General features: G+C 66.5%; 16 protein-coding genes. 2 read left to right on the top strand and 14 right to left on the bottom strand.

Annotated features, from left to right (window positions below):
- Nucleotides 1-6: 6 nt before the first annotated feature.
- The 9 genes from KO490_RS04375 to KO490_RS04335 form a co-directional block, all read right to left on the bottom strand.
- The gene (locus KO490_RS04375; RefSeq protein ID WP_216018180.1) at nt 7-1,308 is read right to left on the bottom strand and encodes a flagellar hook protein FlgE; all 1,302 of its coding nucleotides are present in this window, start codon (nt 1,306-1,308) and stop codon (nt 7-9) included.
- 85 nt (nt 1,309-1,393) lie between these two features.
- Entirely contained in the window at nt 1,394-2,164 is a 771-nt protein-coding gene (locus KO490_RS04370; RefSeq protein WP_216018179.1) for a flagellar motor protein MotB, read from the bottom strand.
- 85 nt (nt 2,165-2,249) lie between these two features.
- Complete coding sequence (locus KO490_RS04365; RefSeq protein WP_216018178.1) at nt 2,250-3,464, bottom strand: phenylacetate--CoA ligase family protein; 1,215 nt, start codon at nt 3,462-3,464, stop codon at nt 2,250-2,252.
- An 11-nt stretch (nt 3,465-3,475) separates the two neighbouring features.
- Nucleotides 3,476-4,297 (bottom strand): ABC transporter ATP-binding protein, encoded by an 822-nt coding sequence (locus KO490_RS04360; RefSeq protein WP_216018177.1) that lies wholly within the window; start codon nt 4,295-4,297, stop codon nt 3,476-3,478.
- Nucleotides 4,298-4,355: 58 nt separating this feature from the next.
- Complete coding sequence (locus KO490_RS04355) at nt 4,356-5,639, bottom strand: ABC transporter substrate-binding protein (RefSeq protein ID WP_216018176.1); 1,284 nt, start codon at nt 5,637-5,639, stop codon at nt 4,356-4,358.
- Nucleotides 5,640-5,697: 58 nt separating this feature from the next.
- On the bottom strand, nt 5,698-6,774 hold the full coding sequence (locus KO490_RS04350; RefSeq protein ID WP_216018175.1) for a branched-chain amino acid ABC transporter permease: 1,077 nt from the start codon (nt 6,772-6,774) through the stop codon (nt 5,698-5,700).
- A gap of 46 nt (nt 6,775-6,820) precedes the next feature.
- Entirely contained in the window at nt 6,821-7,807 is a 987-nt protein-coding gene (locus tag KO490_RS04345; RefSeq protein ID WP_216018440.1) for a branched-chain amino acid ABC transporter permease, read from the bottom strand.
- A 36-nt stretch (nt 7,808-7,843) separates the two neighbouring features.
- On the bottom strand, nt 7,844-8,653 hold the full coding sequence (locus KO490_RS04340; protein WP_216018439.1) for an ABC transporter ATP-binding protein: 810 nt from the start codon (nt 8,651-8,653) through the stop codon (nt 7,844-7,846).
- A gap of 5 nt (nt 8,654-8,658) precedes the next feature.
- On the bottom strand, nt 8,659-10,635 hold the full coding sequence (locus tag KO490_RS04335; RefSeq protein WP_216018174.1) for an AMP-binding protein: 1,977 nt from the start codon (nt 10,633-10,635) through the stop codon (nt 8,659-8,661).
- A 176-nt stretch (nt 10,636-10,811) separates the two neighbouring features.
- Between KO490_RS04335 and KO490_RS04330 the strand changes: the two genes are divergently transcribed.
- Both KO490_RS04330 and KO490_RS04325 read left to right on the top strand, forming a co-directional pair.
- On the top strand, nt 10,812-12,710 hold the full coding sequence (locus tag KO490_RS04330) for a PAS-domain containing protein (RefSeq protein WP_216018173.1): 1,899 nt from the start codon (nt 10,812-10,814) through the stop codon (nt 12,708-12,710).
- Entirely contained in the window at nt 12,707-13,408 is a 702-nt protein-coding gene (locus KO490_RS04325; RefSeq protein ID WP_216018172.1) for a response regulator transcription factor, read from the top strand. The genes KO490_RS04330 and KO490_RS04325 overlap by 4 nt, the downstream gene beginning before the upstream one ends.
- A gap of 6 nt (nt 13,409-13,414) precedes the next feature.
- Here the strand turns inward: KO490_RS04325 and KO490_RS04320 are convergent, their stop codons facing one another.
- From KO490_RS04320 to pnp, 5 genes are all read right to left on the bottom strand, one after another.
- On the bottom strand, nt 13,415-14,857 hold the full coding sequence (locus KO490_RS04320; RefSeq protein WP_216018438.1) for an aldehyde dehydrogenase family protein: 1,443 nt from the start codon (nt 14,855-14,857) through the stop codon (nt 13,415-13,417).
- Between the two features lie 74 nt (nt 14,858-14,931).
- Nucleotides 14,932-15,765 (bottom strand): glycosyltransferase family 2 protein, encoded by an 834-nt coding sequence (locus KO490_RS04315; RefSeq protein ID WP_216018171.1) that lies wholly within the window; start codon nt 15,763-15,765, stop codon nt 14,932-14,934.
- A complete protein-coding gene (locus tag KO490_RS04310) occupies nt 15,762-16,544 on the bottom strand; it encodes a hypothetical protein (RefSeq protein WP_216018170.1) in 783 nt (260 codons plus the stop codon). Before KO490_RS04310 ends, KO490_RS04315 begins: the two co-directional genes overlap by 4 nt.
- The gene (locus KO490_RS04305) at nt 16,537-17,424 is read right to left on the bottom strand and encodes a hypothetical protein (RefSeq protein ID WP_216018169.1); all 888 of its coding nucleotides are present in this window, start codon (nt 17,422-17,424) and stop codon (nt 16,537-16,539) included. The genes KO490_RS04310 and KO490_RS04305 overlap by 8 nt, the downstream gene beginning before the upstream one ends.
- A gap of 113 nt (nt 17,425-17,537) precedes the next feature.
- Entirely contained in the window at nt 17,538-19,676 is a 2,139-nt protein-coding gene (pnp, locus tag KO490_RS04300) for a polyribonucleotide nucleotidyltransferase (protein WP_216018168.1), read from the bottom strand.
- Nucleotides 19,677-19,899: the final 223 nt, after the last annotated feature.

The following is a 19,899-nucleotide window of genomic DNA, read 5'->3' as shown; positions in this document are numbered from 1 at the left end:
TTGCGCTCAGCGCTTGATGTTGGTGGTTTCCTGCAGCATCTCGTCGACCGTCTGAATGATCTTGGCGTTGGACGAATAGGCCCGCTGCGTGGTGATCAGATAAGTCAGCTCCTGCGCGATGTCGGTGGTCGAGCTTTCGCGCGCATAGCCCAAGATCGACCCGGTCGGGCCGTCGCCGCTGTCCCACAGGTAGAACGCACCGGATTCGGGGGATGCGGTGAATGCCTGCCCCTCTTGCGCGACCAGGCCATTCAGGTTCGGCACGTCCACCACCGGCACCTTGTAGAGCGACTTGACCGCCCCGGTGTCGTAGGTCGCCATCAGATAGCCCTGGTCATCCATCTCGACATTGACCAGCTTGCCCACGGGCGATCCGTCCTTGGCGATGTTCGAGGGCGAGAAGCCGGTCGCAAGCTGCTTCAGCCCGCCTGCGCTGTCCGAATTGCCGATGAACAGGTCGATCTGTCCGCCGCCGACGGTCAGCGGGATCGTTCCCGTCGCCTCGTCATAGACGCCGCCGGTCCCCGAGGTCACCGTCTGGATCGAACCGCCATTGGCTTGGCTGTCGTCGAAGGTCACCTCGAATGTCGCGATCGGGTTCGTCTCGGACTGGCTGTCGCTGACCGAAACGGACCAGCGGTTCGTCATGGTGTTGTCGGCGCCCTGGATCGGGGTGAACTCGATGTCCAACGCCTCGGTCGTGCCGAGATTGCCGTAATACTCGACCCGCAGCGGCAGGACCGATGCGTCGCCATCGGCACGGGTGGCGGTGGCGGGCAGGTTCAGCCCCAAAGAGACCGCCGTCGTCGGATCGCCCACCGGCGTGGTGGCATCGATGCGGATCGGCTCCAGCGAGCCCGAGGTATCGCGCGACACCGCCCCCAGGCTGCCATCCGAGGTCGTGGGCCAGCCCATCAGCACCAGCCCGTTCGAGCTGCGCAGGATGCCGTTCGCATCGGGCGAGAAGGAGCCGGTGCGGGTCATCATCATGCCCGGTGCATCCGTGCCCGTGGCATCCGCGATGCTGGTGACAGGCAACATGCCCCGCCCCGAGATCGCCAGATCCAGCGCCGCGGTCGAGGTGACGATGGCACCGTCCTGATCGACGACCCGCTGCGTGCTGGATCGCACCCCGCCAGCGGTATAGAGGCCCGTCCCGCTGCCTACGACCAACGAGTCGAATTCGGTCGTGACGCGCTTGTAGCCATAGGTGGAAGAGTTGGCGATATTGTCGGAGATCGTCGCGAGTCGGGACGAATTCGCCGACAGACCCGCAACGCTGGCATTCATGGCAGATGACATGGACATGGACGGCAATCCTTGTGAAACCTCGTTGCCGTCAGTCTGACCTGCAAGGGTTTAAGATTCGGATAATCCCGCCCCCTGCCCGAACCTATCTTAGTAAAATGACTTCGATCCGATTGTTCCCGGGGTCCATCGGGTTCGACGACCTGTTCCGACGATCGGCATAGCCGGTGACGCGTTCGAATCGCTTCGGATCGAAATCGCGCCCCTCCATCAGGTTGCGCATCGCATGGGCGCGCGCATCCGACAGCGCCCAGACGGGCGAGGCGACCAGCATCTCGGGATAGGATCTGACATGGCCCGCCACGCCCAGCTGATTGCGGGTGTGGCGCAGCACGTTCGACAGGATCCCCGCCAGCTGCACCAGCTCGGTCGTGGGCTGGGCTGTATCCTCGATGAACAGGGGCGCATCGGTCAGATCGCCCACCTCGATCACCAGACCCTCGTCGGTCATGCGGGTGACCACATGCTTCAGCAGGTTCTGCATCTGCATGGATTCGGCCCCCGTCCCGGTCAGCGCGTCCTGCACGGCCTTCGCGATCTGGTCGAAATCGCCCGCCTTGTCGCTGTCGGGCACAGGGGCCTCGATCGCGTGGCGGACGCCATGTTCTATGCCTTCGCCCGACATGCCGCTGCCCGCGCCCGGCGTCTTGGTGATCGAGGGCGAGAAATACTGCGCCAGCCCGTTGCGCTGTTCCTCGGTCGTGGCGTTCAGCAGCCACATCAGCAGGAAGAAGGCCATCATCGCCGTCACGAAATCGGCATAGGCCACCTTCCACGCGCCGCCGTGATGACCGGCCTCGGGCGCGCCCTCGACCCGCTTGATGATGATGGGCGACGTTTCACGTCCCGCAGGCATGGCATTCCCCGATCTGATCCGATCGCACCAGATTGGACCAAGCGGCGCATCAGGCAAGGCGGTCGGTCAAATGCCCCGCATTCGGTCAGTCGTAGCTGCGCCGATCCTCGATCACGCGCCCGTCATTTGGCAGGCTGCCCGGGGCCATCAGTTCCACCTGACCGCGCAGCTTCAGCGTATCCATGATCGTGGCATCGTAATCGCCCCCGGCGGCGGCCGTTTCCAGCTGAACGGTCATCACGTCCATCTCTCCTTGCCGGTCAGCGATGACGCGGGCGCGGGCGATCTCGGGGTGGCGGGCGACAAGCGCCGCGACCTGTTCGGGGCGCACGAACATGCCCTTGATCTTGGTCGTCTGATCGGCGCGTCCCATCCAGCCCGTGATGCGCATGTTGGTCCGCCCGCAGGGGCTGATCCCCGGCAGCACCGCGGACAGATCGCCCGTCGCGAAGCGCACCAGCGGGTAATCCGGGTTCAGCGTGGTCACGACGACCTCGCCCACCTCGCCATCGGGGACGGGGTCGCCGGTGCCGGGGCGCACGATCTCGACGATGACGCCCTCCTCCACGATCATCCCCTCCAGCGCCTCGGATTCATAGGCGATATTGCCCAGATCGGCAGTGGCATAGCATTGCCGCGTCACGATCCCCCGGTCCGCATAGAGCTGACGCAGCGACGGAAACAGCGCCCCGCCCCCCACGACCGCACGGGTGAAGGACAGCGTCTCGTTCATCTGATCGGCGCGATCCAGGATCACCTTGAGGAAATCGGGCGTGCCCGCGTAGCAGGTGGTTCCGATATCGACGGCGGCGCGGACCTGCAGTTCGGTCTGGCCGACGCCCGCGGGCAGCACTGCCGCATCGACGGCGCGCGCGCCGCTCTCGAACATCATGCCGGCGGGGGTCAGATGGTATCCGAAGCAGTTGTGCACGATGTCGCCGCGCCCCACCCCGGAGGCGTGCAGGAACCGTCCCAGCCGCCACCAATCGCCCTCGCGCCGCCCGGGTTCGTAGATCGGGCCCGGGCTCTGGAAGACATGATCGAATTCGGATGCCAGCCGCGTGGTGAAGCCGCCGAAGGGGGGCTGGCGCTGCTGCGCAGCCGACAGCTCGGCCTTGCGGATGACCGGCAGGCGGGCCAGCGCGGCGCGGTCCGTGACCGTCGCGGGGTCCACGTCCCGCAGCAGGCGGGCCAGCGCGGGGGCGGTCCGGGCACGCGCGATCGCGGCAGGAAGCCCGGTCGCAAGGGCATCGCCCCGTGCCGCCTCGTCACGGGTTTCCAGGTCGTCGTAATGGCTCATGGCGTCGTCCTTCAGGCCAGCCAGCGCTTGCGCCGGCGATAGCTGCGCACGTCGCGGAAGGACTTGCGCCCCTCGTCGGACATGCCCAGGTAGAATTCCTTGACGTCGGGGTTCTCGCGCAGCTGGGCGGCGGGGCCGTCCATGACGATGCGCCCGTTCTCCAGGATGTATCCGTAATGGGCGTATCGCAGCGCGACATTGGTGTTCTGTTCGGCCAGCAGGAAGGTCGTCCCCTCGCCCTCGTTCACGGCCTTCACGATCTGGAAGATCTGTTCGACCAGCTGCGGCGCCAGCCCCATCGAGGGTTCGTCCAGCAGGATCATCTCGGGGCGCGACATCAGCGCGCGACCCATGGCGCACATCTGCTGTTCCCCACCCGAGGTGTATCCCGCCTGACTGCGGCGCCTTTCGCGCAGGCGCGGGAAATAATCGTAGACCATCTCCAGGTCCCGCCTGATGGCCGCCGATCCGTCGCCGCGGGTATAGGCACCGGTCAGCAGGTTCTCCTCGACGGTCAGATGCTCGAAGCAGCGGCGGCCCTCCATCACCTGGATCACGCCGCGCTTGACCAGCGCCGCCGGGTTCAGGTCCGATATCCTGTCCCCGCGATAGCTGATCGACCCCTTCGTCACCTCGCCGCGTTCGCTGGCCAGCAGGTTCGATATCGCCTTGAGCGTGGTGGTCTTGCCCGCACCGTTGCCGCCCAGGATCGCCGTGATGCCGCCCTTGGGCACCTTCAGGCTGATGCCCTTCAGCACCAGGATGACGTGGTTGTAGATGACCTCGACGTTGTTCACCTCGAGCAGGGTCTCTTGTCGTTCGGCATCGAACATGGGGCATCCCCTTTCCGGCATGGCGGACCGGCGGAGATCCCGCCGGCCCCGTATCGCGTCAGTTGCAGCCTGGCTCGATGCCCGCTTCCTGGGCATAGGCGGCGCTGTCCTCGTCGACCAACGGCTGCAGGATCTCGGCATCGGGTTCGATCCAGTCGGTGATCAGGCTCCATTCGCCCGCCCCCGCATTCCATTGCTGGATGCGGCCCAGCCCGTCGCCGCCATGGTTCTGGCAGCTCAGCGCGATGGGCTGGCCGAAATCGGGCAGGCCCAGCTCGGCCATGCGCTCGGGGGTGATCTCCAGCGCCTCGAAGCCGTCGCGCAGCTGCGCGCCGTCGATCTCGGACGTGCCGGCCAGCTCCTGCGCCTTGGCGATGGCCTCGGCGATGACGACGGCGGCATAGACGCCGCGGGAATAGATCACGTTGCCCATCTGGTCGCCCGCACCCGCGGCCTTACCCGCATCGAGGACATGCGTCCGCAGATCGTCATAGAGCGGATAGTCCTGCCCCACGCCGTGGAAGGTCAGCGACTTGTAGCCGTCGGCACCCGCGCCCGCGGGCGTCACGTCGTTTTCCGAACCCGACCACCAGATGCCGACGAACTTGTCCATCGGAAAGCGGATGTTCACGGCCTCCTGGATGGCGACCTGGTTCATGACGCCCCAGGCATACATGATGACGTAATCGGGCTTCTCGCGGCGGATCTGCAGCCATTGCGACTTCTGTTCCTGGCCGGGCGCGTCGACGGGCAGTTCGACCAGCTCGAAGCCGTGCTTCTCGGACAGGCCCTGCAGGGTGCGGATCGGTTCCTTGCCATAGGCGCTGTTGTGATAGACCAGCGCGATCTTCTTGCCCGACAGATCGCCGCCTTCCTGTTCCAGGATGTGGCTGACCGCGACCGATGCCCCGTCCCAGTAATTGGCGGGCGCGTTGAAGACCCACCTGAACACCTCGCCGTTCTTGGCCGAGGTCCGCCCGTAGCCCGGCGTATAGAGCACGATGTCATCGACCGAGGCCTTGGGGATCAGCTGGTAGGTGATGCCCGTGGACAGCGGGTTCAGCACCAGCGGGTTCTGCGATTTCAGCGACTCGTAGCACTCGACCCCCTTCTCGGTGTTGTAGGCCGTCTCGCATTCGGGGACCTGGATCAGCTGCCCGCCGATGCCGCCGTCGCGTTCGTTCAGCAGCGTGAAGTAATCCGAGAAGCCGTCGGCATAGGGGATGCCGTTCGCGGCATAGGGCCCGGTGCGATAGGACATGTTGGGCACCACCAGATCGGCCATGACCGGGCTTGCGGCCATCATGACGGCGGCGGCCAATGCGGGGACAGTCGTCTTCATCGGTTTTCTCCTCCCAGAGATGTTCTGCCGGTTGCCCGGTCTTTCGAAGGCGCAGGGTTCAGTGCGGGAACGGCCAGAGGCGCAGCTTGTCCTTGGCCAACCGCCACAGCCGCGCAAGGCCGTGGGGCTCGACGATCAGGAAGGTCACGATCAGCGCGCCGACGACCATCAGTTCGATATGGGCGGCAAGATCGGTGGGCCATCCGAAGCCGCCGACCAGCGTGTTCTTCAGCAGCACCGGCAGCAGCACCAGGAAGGCCGCGCCCGCGAAGCTGCCGAAGATGCTGCCCAGCCCCCCGATGATGATCATGAACAGCACCAGGAAGCTCTTGTTGATGCCGAAGGCCTCGCCCACCTCGGCCGCCCCCAGATAGACAGCGAACAGAAGCGCGCCCGCGATGCCGATGAAGAAGCTGCTGACCGCGAAGGCCGACAGTTTCGCGGCCAGGGGGTTCACGCCGATGATCTCGGCCGCGATGTCCATGTCGCGGATGGCCATCCACTTGCGCCCGATGGTGCCGCGCGTCAGGTTGCGCGCCATCCATGCGACGGCGACGGCCAGCACCAGGCAGATCAGGTATTTCGCGGGGGCGGATGCGGTCGGTCCGGTGACGGCTTGGTCCAGCACCGTGCGCGTCGGCGCCGTGATCTGCCCCGAGGCCGAGTTGTTGTAGAACCACGGCACCTTGTTGAAGAGCCACACGAGGAAGAACTGCGCGGCCAGCGTCGCCACCGCCAGATAGAAGCCCTTGATGCGCAGGCTGGGCAGGCCGAACAGTACGCCGACCGCCGCCGTGATCCCGCCCGCCAGCAGGATGTGGATCACGATGCTGATGTCGGGAAATGCGGTCATCAGCTTGTAGACCGCATAGGCGCCCACCGCCATGAAGCCGCCCGTCCCCAGGCTGACCTGGCCCGCATAGCCCGTCAGGATGTTCAGCCCGATCGCCGCGATCGCATAGATCAGGAAGGGCACGAAGACCGCATTGGCCCAGTAGTCGTCGATGACGAAGGGGATCACCCCGAAGGCCACGGCCAGCACCGCGTAATATCCCCAACGGTCCAGCCGGATCGGAAAGGTCTGCCCGTCCGAGCGGTAGCTCGTCTTGAAGTCGCCTGCCTCGCGATAGATCATGCCGTGGCCTCTTCGGTCCTGCGGGTTGCGTTGATACGGGCCATGGTCACACCCTCTCGATGATGCGTTCGCCGAACAGGCCCTGGGGCCGGAACACGAGGAACAGCAGCGCCAGGACATAAGCGAACCAGTTCTCGGTCGCGCCGCCCACCATGGGACCGATCAGGAACTCGAACAGCTTCTCGCCCACGCCGATGATCAGCCCGCCGACGATGGCGCCGGGGATCGAGGTGAAGCCCCCCAGCATCAGCACCGGCAGCGCCTTGAGCGCGATCAGCGACAGGCTGAACTGCACCCCCGATTTCGTGCCCCACATGATGCCCGCGACCAGCGCCACGAAGCCCGCGATGGACCAGACCATCACCCAGATGAAGCGCAGGCTGATGCCCACCGACAGCGCGGCCTGGTGATCGTCGGCCACCGCCCGCATCGCGCGCCCCTGCTTGGTGTATTGCGAGAATGCGACCAGCGCCGCGACCAGCGCCGCCGCGATGACCGTGGCCCAGATGTCCAGCCGGTCGATGAAGAAGCCATAGCCGAACCAGTTCGCGGTCGCGGTCTCGATCGTGTCGGAGATCCCCTGCGGCAGGCCCACGTCCAGCGTCTTGATGTCGGCGCCCCACATCACGTCGCCCAGGCCTTCCAGGAAATAGGCCAGCCCGATCGTCGCCATGAACAGGATGATGGGTTCCTGGCCCACCAGATGCTTCAGGACCAGTTTCTCGATCAGGAAGGCCAGAAGCACCATGACGCCGGCGGTCAGGGCGATGGCCAGGACGGCAGGAACTGTCCAGCCGAAATGGTGCAGGCTGGTACCGAAGGCCGCGTTGATCAGATGGGCAAAGGGGATCTGCCCCTGCTGGATGCCCACCAGGGTCAGCGCCGCGAACAGCGCCAGCACCCCTTGGGCATAGTTGAACACCCCCGAGGCCTTGAAGATCAGCACGAAGCCCAGCGCCACCAGCGCGTACATGACGCCCGTCATCAGCCCGTTCAGGAAGACCTCTCCGGCGAAGATAAGCTGATCCATCAGATGCGTCCTTTCGGGGCTGCGGGTGCGGGGGACAGATCAGTCATGGGCCACCCCCAGATAGGCGTCGATGACGTCCTGGTTGTTGCGCACCTCGTCCGGGGTGCCGTCGCCGATCTTGCGGCCGTAATCCATGACGACCACGCGGTCGGACAGGTCCATGACCACGCCCATGTCGTGTTCGATCAGGCAGATCGTGGTGCCGAATTCGTCGTTCACGTCCAGGATGAAGCGGGACATGTCCTCCTTCTCCTCGACATTCATGCCGGCCATCGGTTCGTCCAGCAGCAGCAGCTGCGGTTCGGCGGCCAGCGCGCGCGCCAGTTCCACGCGCTTCTTCAGCCCGTAGGGCAGCCGTCCCACCGGCGTCTTGCGGATGTTCTGGATCTCGAGGAAGTCGATGATCTTCTCGACCGCCTCGCGGTTCTCGATCTCCTCGCGCTCGGCCCGGCCCCACCACAGGGCCTGCGACAGGAACCCCGCCTTCATGCGGTTCAGGCGCCCGGTCATGATGTTGTCCAGAACGCTCATCCCGTCGAACAGCGCGATGTTCTGGAAGGTGCGGGCGATGCCCAGCCGCGCCACCTGATAGGGGCGCATCGGCCCGCGGCGGTGGCCCTTGAACCAGACCTCGCCCTCCTGCGGGTTGTAGAACCCCGAGATGACGTTCAGCATCGAGGACTTGCCCGCCCCGTTCGGGCCGATGATCGCGCGGATCTCGCCCTGGCGGATGTCGAAGCTGATATCCTTGATCGCCACCACGCCGCCGAAGCGCAGGGTGATGTTGCGCAGGTCCATGACGGTCCCGCCGATGCGGCGGCCATCCTCGGTCACGTATTCGTCGGTCATGCTGTTCATTCCGCCGCCACCTTTCGTGCGCCGGCCTGGCCGAAGACGGGCACGTCCTCGATCCGCAGCACGGCCTTGATGCTGCCCTTGCGGCCGTCCTCGTAGGTGACCTCGGTTTCGGTGCGGACCTGGGCGCTGCCGTCATAGAGCGCGTCGACCAGATCGTGGAACTTCTCGCTGATGACGGCGCGACGGACCTTGCGGGTGCGCGTCATCTCTCCGTCGTCGGGGTCCAGTTCCTTGTGCAGGATCAGGAAGCGGTGGATCTGGCAGCCCGACAGCATCGGGTCGTCGGCCACGGAACGGTTCACCGCCTCGACATGCTCGCGCAGCGTCGCATAGACCTGCGGATTGCCCGCCAGTTCCTGGTAGCTGGCATAGGCGATGTTGTTGCGTTCCGCCCAGTTGCCCACAGCCGTCAGGTCGATGTTCAGCATCGCGGTGCAGAAGTCGCGCCCGTTGCCGATCACCACCGCCTCGAGGATGGCGGGATAGAACTTGAGCTTGTTCTCGACATATTTGGGCGCGAACATCGACCCGTCGGCCATCTTGCCCACATCCTTGGCGCGGTCGATGATCCGCAGATGGCCGCTGCCCTCCTCGAAGAAGCCCGCATCGCCGGTGGCCACCCAACCCTGCGCGTCCTTGGTCGATGCGGTGCTTTCGGGATTGGCGAAATATTCGACGAAGGTGCCGGGGCTGCGATAGAAAACCTCTCCGCTGTCCGCGATGCGCAGCTCGACGCCGGGGCTGGGCACGCCCACCGTGTCCGATCGCACCTGCCCGTCGGGCTGCTGGGTGATGAAGACCGACGCCTCGGTCTGACCATAGAGCTGCTTCAGGTTGATCCCGAGGCTGCGGTAGAAATCGAAGATCTCGGGGCCGATCGCCTCGCCCGCGGTGTATCCGACGCGGATCCGGCTGTAGCCCAGGGTGTTCTTCAGCGGGCCATAGACCAGAAGGTTGCCCAAGGCATAGGCGATGCGGTCGCCCCAGCCGACGGGGCGCCCGTCCAGCAGCGCGGGTCCGACACGGCGGGCCACGTTCATGAAGCGGTGGAACATCGCGCGCTTCAGCCGGCCCGCATCCTCCATGCGGATCATCACGCTGGTCAGCTGCCCCTCGAAGACGCGGGGCGGGGCGAAGAAATAGGTCGGACCGATCTCCCGCAGGTCGGTCATCATCGTGTGCGCGCCCTCGGGGCAGTTCACGGTGAAGCCGCACCACATGGCCTGCCCCATCGAGAAGATGAAATCGCCCACCCATGCCATCGGCAGATAGGCGACGATCTCCTCTCTTCGGTCCAGCCGGTCGAAATCGGCGCTGTTCCTCGCGGTCTCGATGATGTTGCGGTTGGACAGGACCACGCCCTTGGGCTTGCCCGTCGTCCCGCTGGTATAGAGCATGACGCAGGTGCCGTCGTAATCCAGCGCGGCGATGCGCGCGTCCAGTTCGTCCTGCAGGCGCTGCTTCGCGGCCCGCCCCTCGGCCTGGATATCGGCCAGCGGGTTCATGCGGCCATGGTCGTATTTCCGCATGCCGCGCTTGTCGGTATAGAGGATCTGGTCGATCCCCTCGACGCTGCGGGCGACCTCGAGGACCTTGTCCACCTGTTCCTGGTCGCCGCAGATCACGAAGCGCGCGCGGCAATGGCCCAGCACATAGGCCATCTCCTCGGCGACGGCGTCCTGATACAGCGGCACCGGAACGGCGCCGCACATCTGTGCGGCGACCATGCCCCAGTAATGGGCGGGGCGGTTGCGGCCGATGATGGCGACATGATCGCCGGGCTTCAGCCCCAGCCCCAGCAGGCCCAGGGCCAATGCGCGGATCTCCTCGGCGGCCTCGGACCAGGTCCAGCTCTGCCAGATGCCGTATTCCTTTTCGCGATAGGCCGGCCTGTGGCCGAAGCGGGCCACGTTCCGCGCCAGAAGCGCGGGTATCGAACGCAATTCGCCCGAGGGCGTCTGGCTGTCCGTCATGTCTCCTCCCTCGGTGCGCGGAACGCGCCTGCCACCGCGGGCCTCCCCTGCCCCCGATGACGTTCCGCCACTCTTGTGGTCAATCATTGCCGCAGTTTGTCCGAATTCCAACGAAATGTTACGGCGCTTCCGCAGGCTCGAAGGCGGTGCTAACCCTTGATGCCGGGGGGACGGGGATGAAGCGGACGGATCTGCGCGATGCATTGACGGTGGCCGGGGTCGACAGCGAACTGGTGGCATCGGGGCTGAACCTGATCGGGCAGGCGCTGTCGATCTTCGACGACGGCCTGACGCTGCGCGTGGCGAACACCCGGTACCAGCACATGTTCGACCTGCCGCCCGAACTGACCCGCCCCGGTGCCAGCTTCGAGGACACGATCCGCTTCCTGGTCGCGCGCGGCGAATACGGGCCGCAGGACGATCCGGACGCCGCGGTCGCGCTGCGCGTGGCGCAGGCCCGCCGGTTCCAGCCCCATTACTTCGAACGCGAACGCGCCGACGGACGCTGGATCGCGGTCGAGGGCGCGCCCCTGTCGCAGGGCGGCTGGGTCACCGTCTATACCGACATCACCCATATCAAGGAACAGGAACGCCTGCTGCGCGCGCGGTCGGATGCGCTGTCCGAACAGGTGCTGCTGAACGCCGAACGGCTGGCGGCGGCGAACCGCGAACTGGCCGCGACCAACGCCGCCCTGTCCGAGGCGCAGCGCATCCTGACCCGGACCGAGGCCCGCACCCGGCAGGTGACCCAGATGGTGCCGGCCCATATCGCGCATATGGATGCGAATTTCCGCTACACCTTCTCGAACCGCAGGCTGGCCGCGATCTTTCCGGGGGCCGCGCAGGATGTCGTGGGGCTGACGCTGGAACAGGCCCTGGGCCGCGAAACCTGCGCTGCGCTGCTGCCCTACATGGCCCGCGCGCTGGAAGGCGACGCGCAGGTCTTCGAGATCACGCATCCCGGATCGGGGCGGCGCATCCGCATCGCGCTGACGCCCGACCACGAAGGGCACGGCGTCTATATCCTGTCCACCGACGTCTCGGCCGAAGTTCAGGCCCGCGAGGCGCTGGCCCATGCGGGCAAGCGCACGCTGGCGGCGCAGCTGACGGCGGGCATGGCGCATGATTTCGGGAACCTGCTGACCATCATCCTGGGGCTGCAGGGACGGCTGGCGGCGCGCGACCTGCCCCCCGATGCGCAGGAGGACGTGCAGGGCACCCTGACCGCGGCCCGGCGCGGGGCTGCGCTGCTGGACCGTCTGGCGCGCATTTCAGGCCCGCGCGAACCTGCACAGGAACCGGCCGACCCCGCGGCCCTGCTGTTCGAGGTGGCCCAGCTTGCCCGCCCCGCCCTGTCCGAGGGTGTCGCGCTGCGGCTGGATCTGGATCTGCCCCCCGGCAAGCAGATGCTGGATGCGGGCGCGCTGCAGGATGCCGTGCTGAACCTGATCCTGAACGCCGATGCCGCGATGCCGGGTGGCGGCACGGTCACGCTGCATGCGCAGCGAACCGGCGACTGGCTGGCGATCGAACTGGCCGATCAGGGCGCGGGCTTCGCCCCCGAGGCCCTGTCCCGCGCGACCGAGCCCTTCTTCACCACCAAGAAGGGCCAGGGGTCCGGGCTGGGGCTGTCGATGGTCTATGACATGGCCAAGCTGTCGGGCGGCACCTTGCGGCTGGCGAACGATCACGGGGGCGGTGCGCGCGTGGCGCTACGCCTGCCTTGGCGGCCTGTCGCGCCCCGCATGATCCTGCTGGTCGAGGATGACGATCAGATCCGCGCACAGGTCCGCGACCAGCTGACCTCGCTCGGGCATTCCGTGATCGAGGCCGCCACCCTGTCCGAGGCCCGCGCCCTGTCCGACCTGCCGGGCCTCGACGCGGTGCTGACCGACATCCAGCTGGGCGACGGCCTGGGGCTGGATCTGGCAGGTGACCGCCCGATGGTCGCCATGACATCCCTGCCCCCCGGCCACCCCCTGCGCGAAGGCGCGGGCTGCCCGGTCCTGACCAAGCCCTTCACCACCGCACGGCTGGCCGCCACCATCCGTCACGCCATACCGGATACCGCATGACCGACACGCCGCTGATCGCCATCCTGGACGACGAACCCGAGATCCGCCGCCTTCTGTCCCAGGCGCTGGAGCAGGCGGGGTACCGCACGCAGTCCTTTTCCCGCGCGACCGAGTTCGAGGCCGCCCTGCGCCGTATCACCCCCGATGCCTGCCTGATCGATCTGGGCCTGCCCGACCGCGACGGGCTGGCGCTGGTGCATCGGCTGGCCAGCGAATCCGGGGCGGCGATCATCATCATCTCGGGGCGGGCGCAGGTGCAGGACCGGGTGACGGGGCTGGAGCTGGGCGCGGACGATTACATCATCAAGCCCTTCGAACCGGCCGAGGTGGTGGCCCGCATCCGCGCGCGCCTGCGCCGCCCGGCCCGCGACACGACAACGCGCGCCCAGACCCTGCGCTTTGCCGGCTGGACTGCCGATTTCGACCGCTATGCGTTGATTTCGCCCACCGGCGTCGAAACCCCCCTCAGCCATGCCGAGGCCGAGGTGCTGCGCCTGTTCACCGACAATCCGCGCCGCCTGATCACGCGGGCGCAGATGCTGGAAACGCTTGGCGGGGCGGCGGGCGACAGCTTCGATCGGGCGATGGACGTGCGGATTTCCCGCCTGCGCACGAAGCTGGGCGAGGATCCGAAGAACCCGCGCCTGATCAAGACGATCTATGGCGCGGGCTACATATTTCTTGCAGAGATCGGGTGACGCCCCTCAGGCGTCGACATCCCAGCCGCTGATGGACTTGCTGTCCATGAACTCCTCGAGGCCCATGACGCCGCCTTCGCGGGCGCGGCCCGACATCTTCACGCCGCCGAAGGCCGAACCGGCACCGCGGGATTCGCCGTTCATCTCGACCATGCCGGAACGCAGCTGGCGGGCGACGCGGTTGCGGCGCGCCCCGTCCTGCGACTGGACATAGTTGGTCAGGCCATAGGGCGTGTCATTGGCGATGCGGACGGCCTCGTCCTCGGAATCGAAGGGGATGATCGTCAGGACGGGGCCGAAGATCTCCTGCTGGGCGATGGTCATGTCGTTCGAGACGTCGGCAAAGACGGTCGGACGCACGAAGTAACCGCGATTGACGCCTTCGGGCAGGCCGGTGCCGCCCGCCACCAGACGCGCGCCCTCGTCGATGCCCTGCTGGATCAGGTCCTGGATCTTGTCCCACTGCGCCTTGCTGACGACCGGCCCGATATGCTTGCCCGGCTGATGGGCCGTGGCCACGGCGGTCTCGTTCGCGACCTTCGCCGCAGTCTCGACCGCGCGGTCATAGATCGGGCGTTCCACCAGCATGCGCGTCGGCGCATTGCAGGACTGGCCGGTATTGTTGAAGCAATGCCGGGCCCCGCGCACGACCGCCTGGTCGTCGGCATCGGCGAAGACGACATTCGCCCCCTTGCCGCCCAGTTCCAGCGCGACCTTCTTCAGGCTGTCGGCCGCCGCCTTGGTGATCGCGATGCCCGCCCGGGTCGATCCGGTGAAGCTGATCATCTCGACATCGGGATGGGTGGACAGCTGGCTGCCCACCCCCATGCCGTCGCCGTTGACCAGGTTGAACACGCCCGCGGGCACGCCCGCCTCGTGCATGATCTCGGCAAAGAGATGCGAGGACAGCGGCGCGATCTCGGAGGGTTTCAGCACGCAGGTATTGCCCGCCAGGATCGCCGGGATCACCTTGAGCGTCACCTGGTTCATCGGCCAGTTCCAGGGCGTGATCAGCCCCACGACGCCGATCGGTTCCCACGAGGTCATCGAGGACGGCGCATGCGGCCCCAGGGGACGCACGAATTCGAAATCGCGGAACGCGTCCAGGAAGACCTGGATGTGATAGGACCCGGCACTGGCCTGCGAATTCAGCGCCATTTCCTGCGGGGCGCCCATCTCCAGGCTGATGGCCTTCGCCATCTCCTCCATGCGGGCCTCGTAGGCCGCAAGGACGCGCTCCATCACGGCCAGGCGTTCCTCGCGCGTGGTGGCGGACCAGGCGGGGAAGGCGCGCTTGGCGGCGGCGACCGCGTGGTCGGTATCGGCCTGATCCCCGAGCGAGATCACGGCCACGGCTTCTTCGGTCGAGGGGTCGATCACCTCGAGGTCGCGGGCGGCGGCGGGATCGACCCACGCACCGTCGATATAGAACTGACGCTTGTCCAGCAGATCGGACATCTTGGCCCTCCTTTGGCTTTGGGGCGCAGCCTGACACCGCGCCCCCCGGGCCGCAAGGGCGCGGCTCAGGCTTTCGCGCCCCCGGGCCAGCCATAGCGGTCCATCAGCGCGGCGATGGCCCGGTCGTTCCCGGTTCCGGCCTGCGTGTTCGTCTGGCGCAGGCAGATGTCCTGGCTGCCCTCCCATTCGAGGATGCGGCGACGCCCCCCGATCTTGACGGCCTCGACCCCGTTCAACCGGTGCATCCAATAGAGCCACACATCGTCCGAACTGGGCGCGAGCGTCGTGAACAGGTCGTCGCGCAGCACGTCAGGATGCAGCGCGCCGGGGGCATAGATCACCCCGCAGACGCCCGTCAGGAAGACCTGCGGACCGGCGTCGGGCGCATCGATGTTGTGGTCCCACATGTCGTAGGGCGCGGGCCGGCCCGGCGCCTCCATCGCGACACGGTGGGCGCGGTGACAGGCGACGGCGGCACCGTTCCGCGCGGCATCGACCAGCCCCGCCAGCCAGCCCTGTTCGTAATGCACATCGTCATCGGCGGTGACGACATGGGCATCCGGATGGGCACGCAGCGTCGGCACGATCTTGGTATAGGATCGCAGATCGCGGCAGCTGCGCAGTTCGAGGCCGGGCAGATCGCGGATATTGCGCGGCAGCTGGTCCAGATCGTCCTGCCCGACCCACAGGATCACCGCATCGGGGCGGATATCCTGCCGCAGGATCGACTGCAGCGTGGGCTTCAGCGTGCCGAACCGCGCCGCATGGCTGGTCAGCGACACGACCAGCGGACCGGGCAACCCGTGGGGCCGCGCCTCGGGGGCCGGTGCCTCCAGTCCCGCCAGGGCGCGGGCGATGCGGCGGCGATGCTTGAGGCCGCGAAACAGCTGTCCGATCATCTTGCCTGCCAGGCCTCGCGCAGCCAGTCGATTCGTCCGATCCGCCGATACCATTTGTGGCCCCGCCCCGCGAAGACGTCCTCCATCTTGGGCGCGCCTGCGAACAGGACGATCCGCGCGCCCTCGGGCAGCGCCGGATCGCGGAGGTAGCTTTGCAGCGAAGGCGCCACGCAATCGTTCTTGAAGCTGACGCACCAGCCCTTCGGCCAGTAATCCAGATCGCCATGCGCGGCCAGCTGGGCGGTCTGGAACTGCTGGCTGATCTCGTAATCGCGGGTCGCTGCGGCCGGGTCGGCCAGATAGGCGTCCAGCACATAGGCGTGCCGACCGATCTCGAAGCGGAAGACGCTGGAATTGCCGACGCTGTGCAGAAAGCGGTCGCGCGCGGGGTTCAGGCGGCGCAGGGGCTTGGGGCGGAACAGGTCGTCGTCGCGGATGATGCGGAAATCGCCCGGCAGGTCGAAGAACGGGGCCAGGTCATCTACGACCACCAGGTCGATATCCAGAAACAGCGCCGTGCCCGACAGCCCCGCCAGATCGGGGCGGAAGATCGCCAGCTTGCGCCAGCGCGTGTCGGCATGTCCCTCGGGCAGGCCCAGCTCGGGCAGGTCCATCGCCTCGATCCCCGGCTCCAGCCCCTGTGCGTCGTCGGTGAAGCAGATGAACCGATGCGGGCGCGACAGGTGACGCCGCACCTGGCGCGCCAGGCGGTTCACGTCCTCGGCCCCATAGAGGCTGCCCCATTTCATCGTCAGGATCAGGACCGGCTGGTCAGTCATCCGCAGGTGCCCCCAATATCGTGCCGCTTGGTGTCATCGGTGCCGAACTCTCGGCGCCGGGATCGGAATTTCGCACCTGCGGTTCTGACCCGGATCGGGGGGCGCAGGCAAGCAGGCTGTCGGTTTCGCGCCCGGACACGCGGGCGATCGCCTGCAACACGTTCGACCCAAGCGTCACCTTCAGCCCGCGCGACACGGCCGCGGCGACGTCTTCGGCCAGGACCGCGGCCTCGGCTGCGGGATCGTGATGTCCGGCGGCGGCGATGCGGCGGCGCGCCGCCTCGTCCGTGTCCACGGCATCGTCGTATCCCGCGACATAGCGCGTCGAGAAGAAGGTGAAGCCCGCGATGGCCAGTTCCGCCACGGGCATTTCCAGCATGACGGATACCGCCACGAGCCCCGAACTGGGGCTGGCCCCGCCCAACCTGTGCGACAGGGCGCGGTAGCGTTCCAGTGGAATGCGCGCCATTGCGCAACCCTGCAGGCGCCGCGCCTCGGTCAGCGTGTTCAGCAGCGCGCTTCTGGTGGCGGTCCGGTGGACGATGCAGCGCACGCCCGCGCGTTCCAGCTTGGCCGGCGTCACCGGGCGGGCATCATCCGTCAGCGAATGGAACAGCAGGTCGCAATGCAGCGGATCGTGTCCGCGCAGGGGCATGGGCGTATCCAGCCCGTTGTTGAACCGCACCAGCAGATCGTAGCCGGCGCTGTCCAGCGCGTGCAGATCCTCGGCCAGGCACGAGGCGGACCCCAGGATCAGAACCCGCCTGCCCCGCAGCGTTTCCGCATCCAGATCCATGTCACGGGTCAGGAACTGCAGCAGCGGCCCCCGCAGGGCGGGTGGCAGGCGCGACAGGATTGCGAAATGCGGGCTGATCGTCATGCAGGCATCTCTGCTGGAATACGCCGCGGATGCAAATGCAAATCCCCGTGGCCCCCGAACGAAGAAGGGCCCCGCGATCGCGCGGGGCCCTTTTTTTCAGAAAGACGATCCGATCACTCGGTCGCTTCTTCCTTCTTCTCGACGATCTCCTCGCCGGTCTCCTGATCGACCATGCGCATGCCCAGACGGACCTTGCCGCGATCGTCGAAGCCCAGCAGCTTGACCTTCACTTCCTGGCCTTCCTTCAGCAGCTCGGACGGATGGCCGAGGCGCTTGTTGGCGATCTGGGACACGTGGACCAGACCGTCGCGCTTGCCGAAGAAGTTCACGAAGGCGCCGAAATCGACCAGCTTGACGACCTTGCCGGTATAGATCTTGCCCTCTTCGGGTTCCGCCACGATCGAATAGATCATGTCGTAGGCCTTCTGGATCGCATCGCCGTTCGAGGACGCGATCTTGATCGTGCCGTCGTCGTTGATGTCGACCTTCGCGCCCGAAACCTCGACGATCTCGCGGATGACCTTGCCGCCCGAACCGATCACTTCGCGGATCTTGTCGGTCGGGATCTGCATCGTCTCGATGCGCGGGGCGTGGGCCGAGAAGCTGCCGGCCTCGGTGATGGCCTTCGACATCTCGGACAGGATGTGCATGCGGCCGTCCTTGGCCTGTGCCAGCGCCTGTTCCATGATCTGGGGCGTGATGCCCTGGACCTTGATGTCCATCTGCAGGCTGGTGATGCCAGCCTCGGTGCCCGCGACCTTGAAGTCCATGTCGCCGAGGTGATCCTCGTCGCCCAGGATGTCGGTCAGCACGGCGAAGCGGCCGTCATCTTCCAGGATCAGGCCCATCGCGACGCCCGCGACCGGTGCCTTCAGCGGAACGCCCGCATCCATCATCGACAGCGAACCACCGCAGACCGACGCCATCGAGGACGAACCGTTCGATTCGGTGATCTCGGAGACGAGGCGGATGGTGTAGGGGAAATCGGTCGGTGCGGGCAGCACGGCCTGAAGCGCGCGCCATGCCAGCTTGCCGTGGCCGATCTCGCGGCGACCGGGCGAACCCACGCGGCCGACCTCGCCCACCGAATAGGGGGGGAAGTTGTAGTGCAGCAGGAAGTTCGAACGGAAGTTGCCGTGCAGCGCGTCGATGATCTGTTCGTCGTCGCCGGTGCCGAGCGTGGTCACGACCAGCGCCTGGGTTTCACCGCGGGTGAACAGGGCCGAACCGTGGGTGCGCGGCAGGATGCCGACCTGGCTCTCGATGGCGCGAACGGTCTTGGTGTCGCGGCCGTCGATCCGGGCGCCGCCCTCGATGATGTCGCCGCGCAGGATGCCCGATTCCAGCTTCTTGAGCGCCGAACCCAGGTTGGCATCGGCCAGCTCGTCCTCGGACAGCTGCTCCTTGACCTTCGTCTTGGCAGCGGCGATCGCGTTCTGGCGGTCCGACTTGTCGCGGATCGCATAGGCGGCGCGCATGTCGGCCTCGCCCAGATCCTTCACGCGGGCATAGAGCGCGCTGTAATCGGGCGATTTGAAATCGAAGGGTTCCTTGGCGGCGGCTTCGGCCAGATCGATGATCAGGTCCAGAACCGGCTGCATGGCGTCATGGCCGAACTTGACCGCGCCCAGCATCTCTTCCTCGGTCAGCTCGTAGGCTTCCGATTCGACCATCATCACGGCGTCCTTGGTGCCGGCGACGACCAGGTCCAGACGCTGTTCGGGGTTGCCGCGCAGCTGGTCCATGTCCTGAACCTCGGGGTTCAGCACGTATTCGCCATCCGAGAAGCCGACGCGCGCGGCGCCGATCGGGCCCATGAAGGGCACGCCCGAGATGGTCAGCGCGGCCGATGCCGCGATCATGGCGACGATGTCGGGATCGTTGACCAGGTCGTGCGACAGGACGGTGCACATCACCAGGACTTCGTGCTTGAAGCCGGGTGCGAACAGGGGGCGGATCGGGCGGTCGATCAGGCGGGCGGTCAGCGTCTCTTTTTCGGACGGACGGGCCTCACGCTTGAAGAAGCCGCCGGGCACCTTGCCCGCGGCATAGTATTTTTCCTGGTAATGGACCGTCAGCGGGAAGAAGTCCTGGCCGGGCTTCGGTTCCTTCGCGAAGGTCACGTTGGCCATCACGCTCGTCTCGCCAAGGGTGGCGATGACGCTGCCGTCGGCCTGACGGGCAACCTTGCCCGTTTCCAGCGTGAGCGTTTCCTGGCCCCACTGGATCGATTTCGTCACGACATCAAACATCTGGTTTCCTCTGGGGACGCACCGGCCCTCCGGTGATCCCGTGTCATATGGCGGCCCCATTGCCGCCGCCCCGATCCTTATCGCATGCGCCCCGGGGCCGGGCCTCACGTCTCAGATTTCGCGGCCATACAGGAAATCGCGTCACTTGAAAAGACGCGACAAGGCACGAGAAAGCGCCCGCGGTCGGCCGACCGCGGGCGCCTGAAGCCTTCATCGCAAGGCG

It is taken from the genome of Paracoccus sp. C2R09 (genome assembly GCF_018860625.1).
Lineage (GTDB): Bacteria > Pseudomonadota > Alphaproteobacteria > Rhodobacterales > Rhodobacteraceae > Paracoccus.
The sequence above is the reverse complement of the archived record's forward strand: the minus strand, read 5'-3'. Positions and strand labels throughout refer to the sequence as shown.

Excerpts from the sequence above, each read along its gene's own strand:
- KO490_RS04315 (WP_216018171.1), bottom strand. The coding sequence starts at position 15,765 with ATGATCGGACAGCTGTTTCGCGGCCTCAAGCATCGCCGCCGCATCGCC.
- KO490_RS04375 (WP_216018180.1), bottom strand. The coding sequence starts at position 1,308 with ATGTCCATGTCATCTGCCATGAATGCCAGCGTTGCGGGTCTGTCGGCG.
- KO490_RS04310 (WP_216018170.1), bottom strand. The coding sequence starts at position 16,544 with ATGACTGACCAGCCGGTCCTGATCCTGACGATGAAATGGGGCAGCCTC.
- KO490_RS04365 (WP_216018178.1), bottom strand. The coding sequence starts at position 3,464 with ATGAGCCATTACGACGACCTGGAAACCCGTGACGAGGCGGCACGGGGC.
- KO490_RS04360 (WP_216018177.1), bottom strand. The coding sequence starts at position 4,297 with ATGTTCGATGCCGAACGACAAGAGACCCTGCTCGAGGTGAACAACGTC.
- KO490_RS04305 (WP_216018169.1), bottom strand. The coding sequence starts at position 17,424 with ATGACGATCAGCCCGCATTTCGCAATCCTGTCGCGCCTGCCACCCGCC.
- KO490_RS04350 (WP_216018175.1), bottom strand. The coding sequence starts at position 6,774 with ATGATCTATCGCGAGGCAGGCGACTTCAAGACGAGCTACCGCTCGGAC.
- KO490_RS04355 (WP_216018176.1), bottom strand. The coding sequence starts at position 5,639 with ATGAAGACGACTGTCCCCGCATTGGCCGCCGCCGTCATGATGGCCGCA.
- KO490_RS04335 (WP_216018174.1), bottom strand. The coding sequence starts at position 10,635 with ATGACGGACAGCCAGACGCCCTCGGGCGAATTGCGTTCGATACCCGCG.
- KO490_RS04330 (WP_216018173.1), top strand. The coding sequence starts at position 10,812 with ATGAAGCGGACGGATCTGCGCGATGCATTGACGGTGGCCGGGGTCGAC.
- KO490_RS04325 (WP_216018172.1), top strand. The coding sequence starts at position 12,707 with ATGACCGACACGCCGCTGATCGCCATCCTGGACGACGAACCCGAGATC.
- KO490_RS04340 (WP_216018439.1), bottom strand. The coding sequence starts at position 8,653 with ATGACCGACGAATACGTGACCGAGGATGGCCGCCGCATCGGCGGGACC.
- pnp (WP_216018168.1), bottom strand. The coding sequence starts at position 19,676 with ATGTTTGATGTCGTGACGAAATCGATCCAGTGGGGCCAGGAAACGCTC.
- KO490_RS04370 (WP_216018179.1), bottom strand. The coding sequence starts at position 2,164 with ATGCCTGCGGGACGTGAAACGTCGCCCATCATCATCAAGCGGGTCGAG.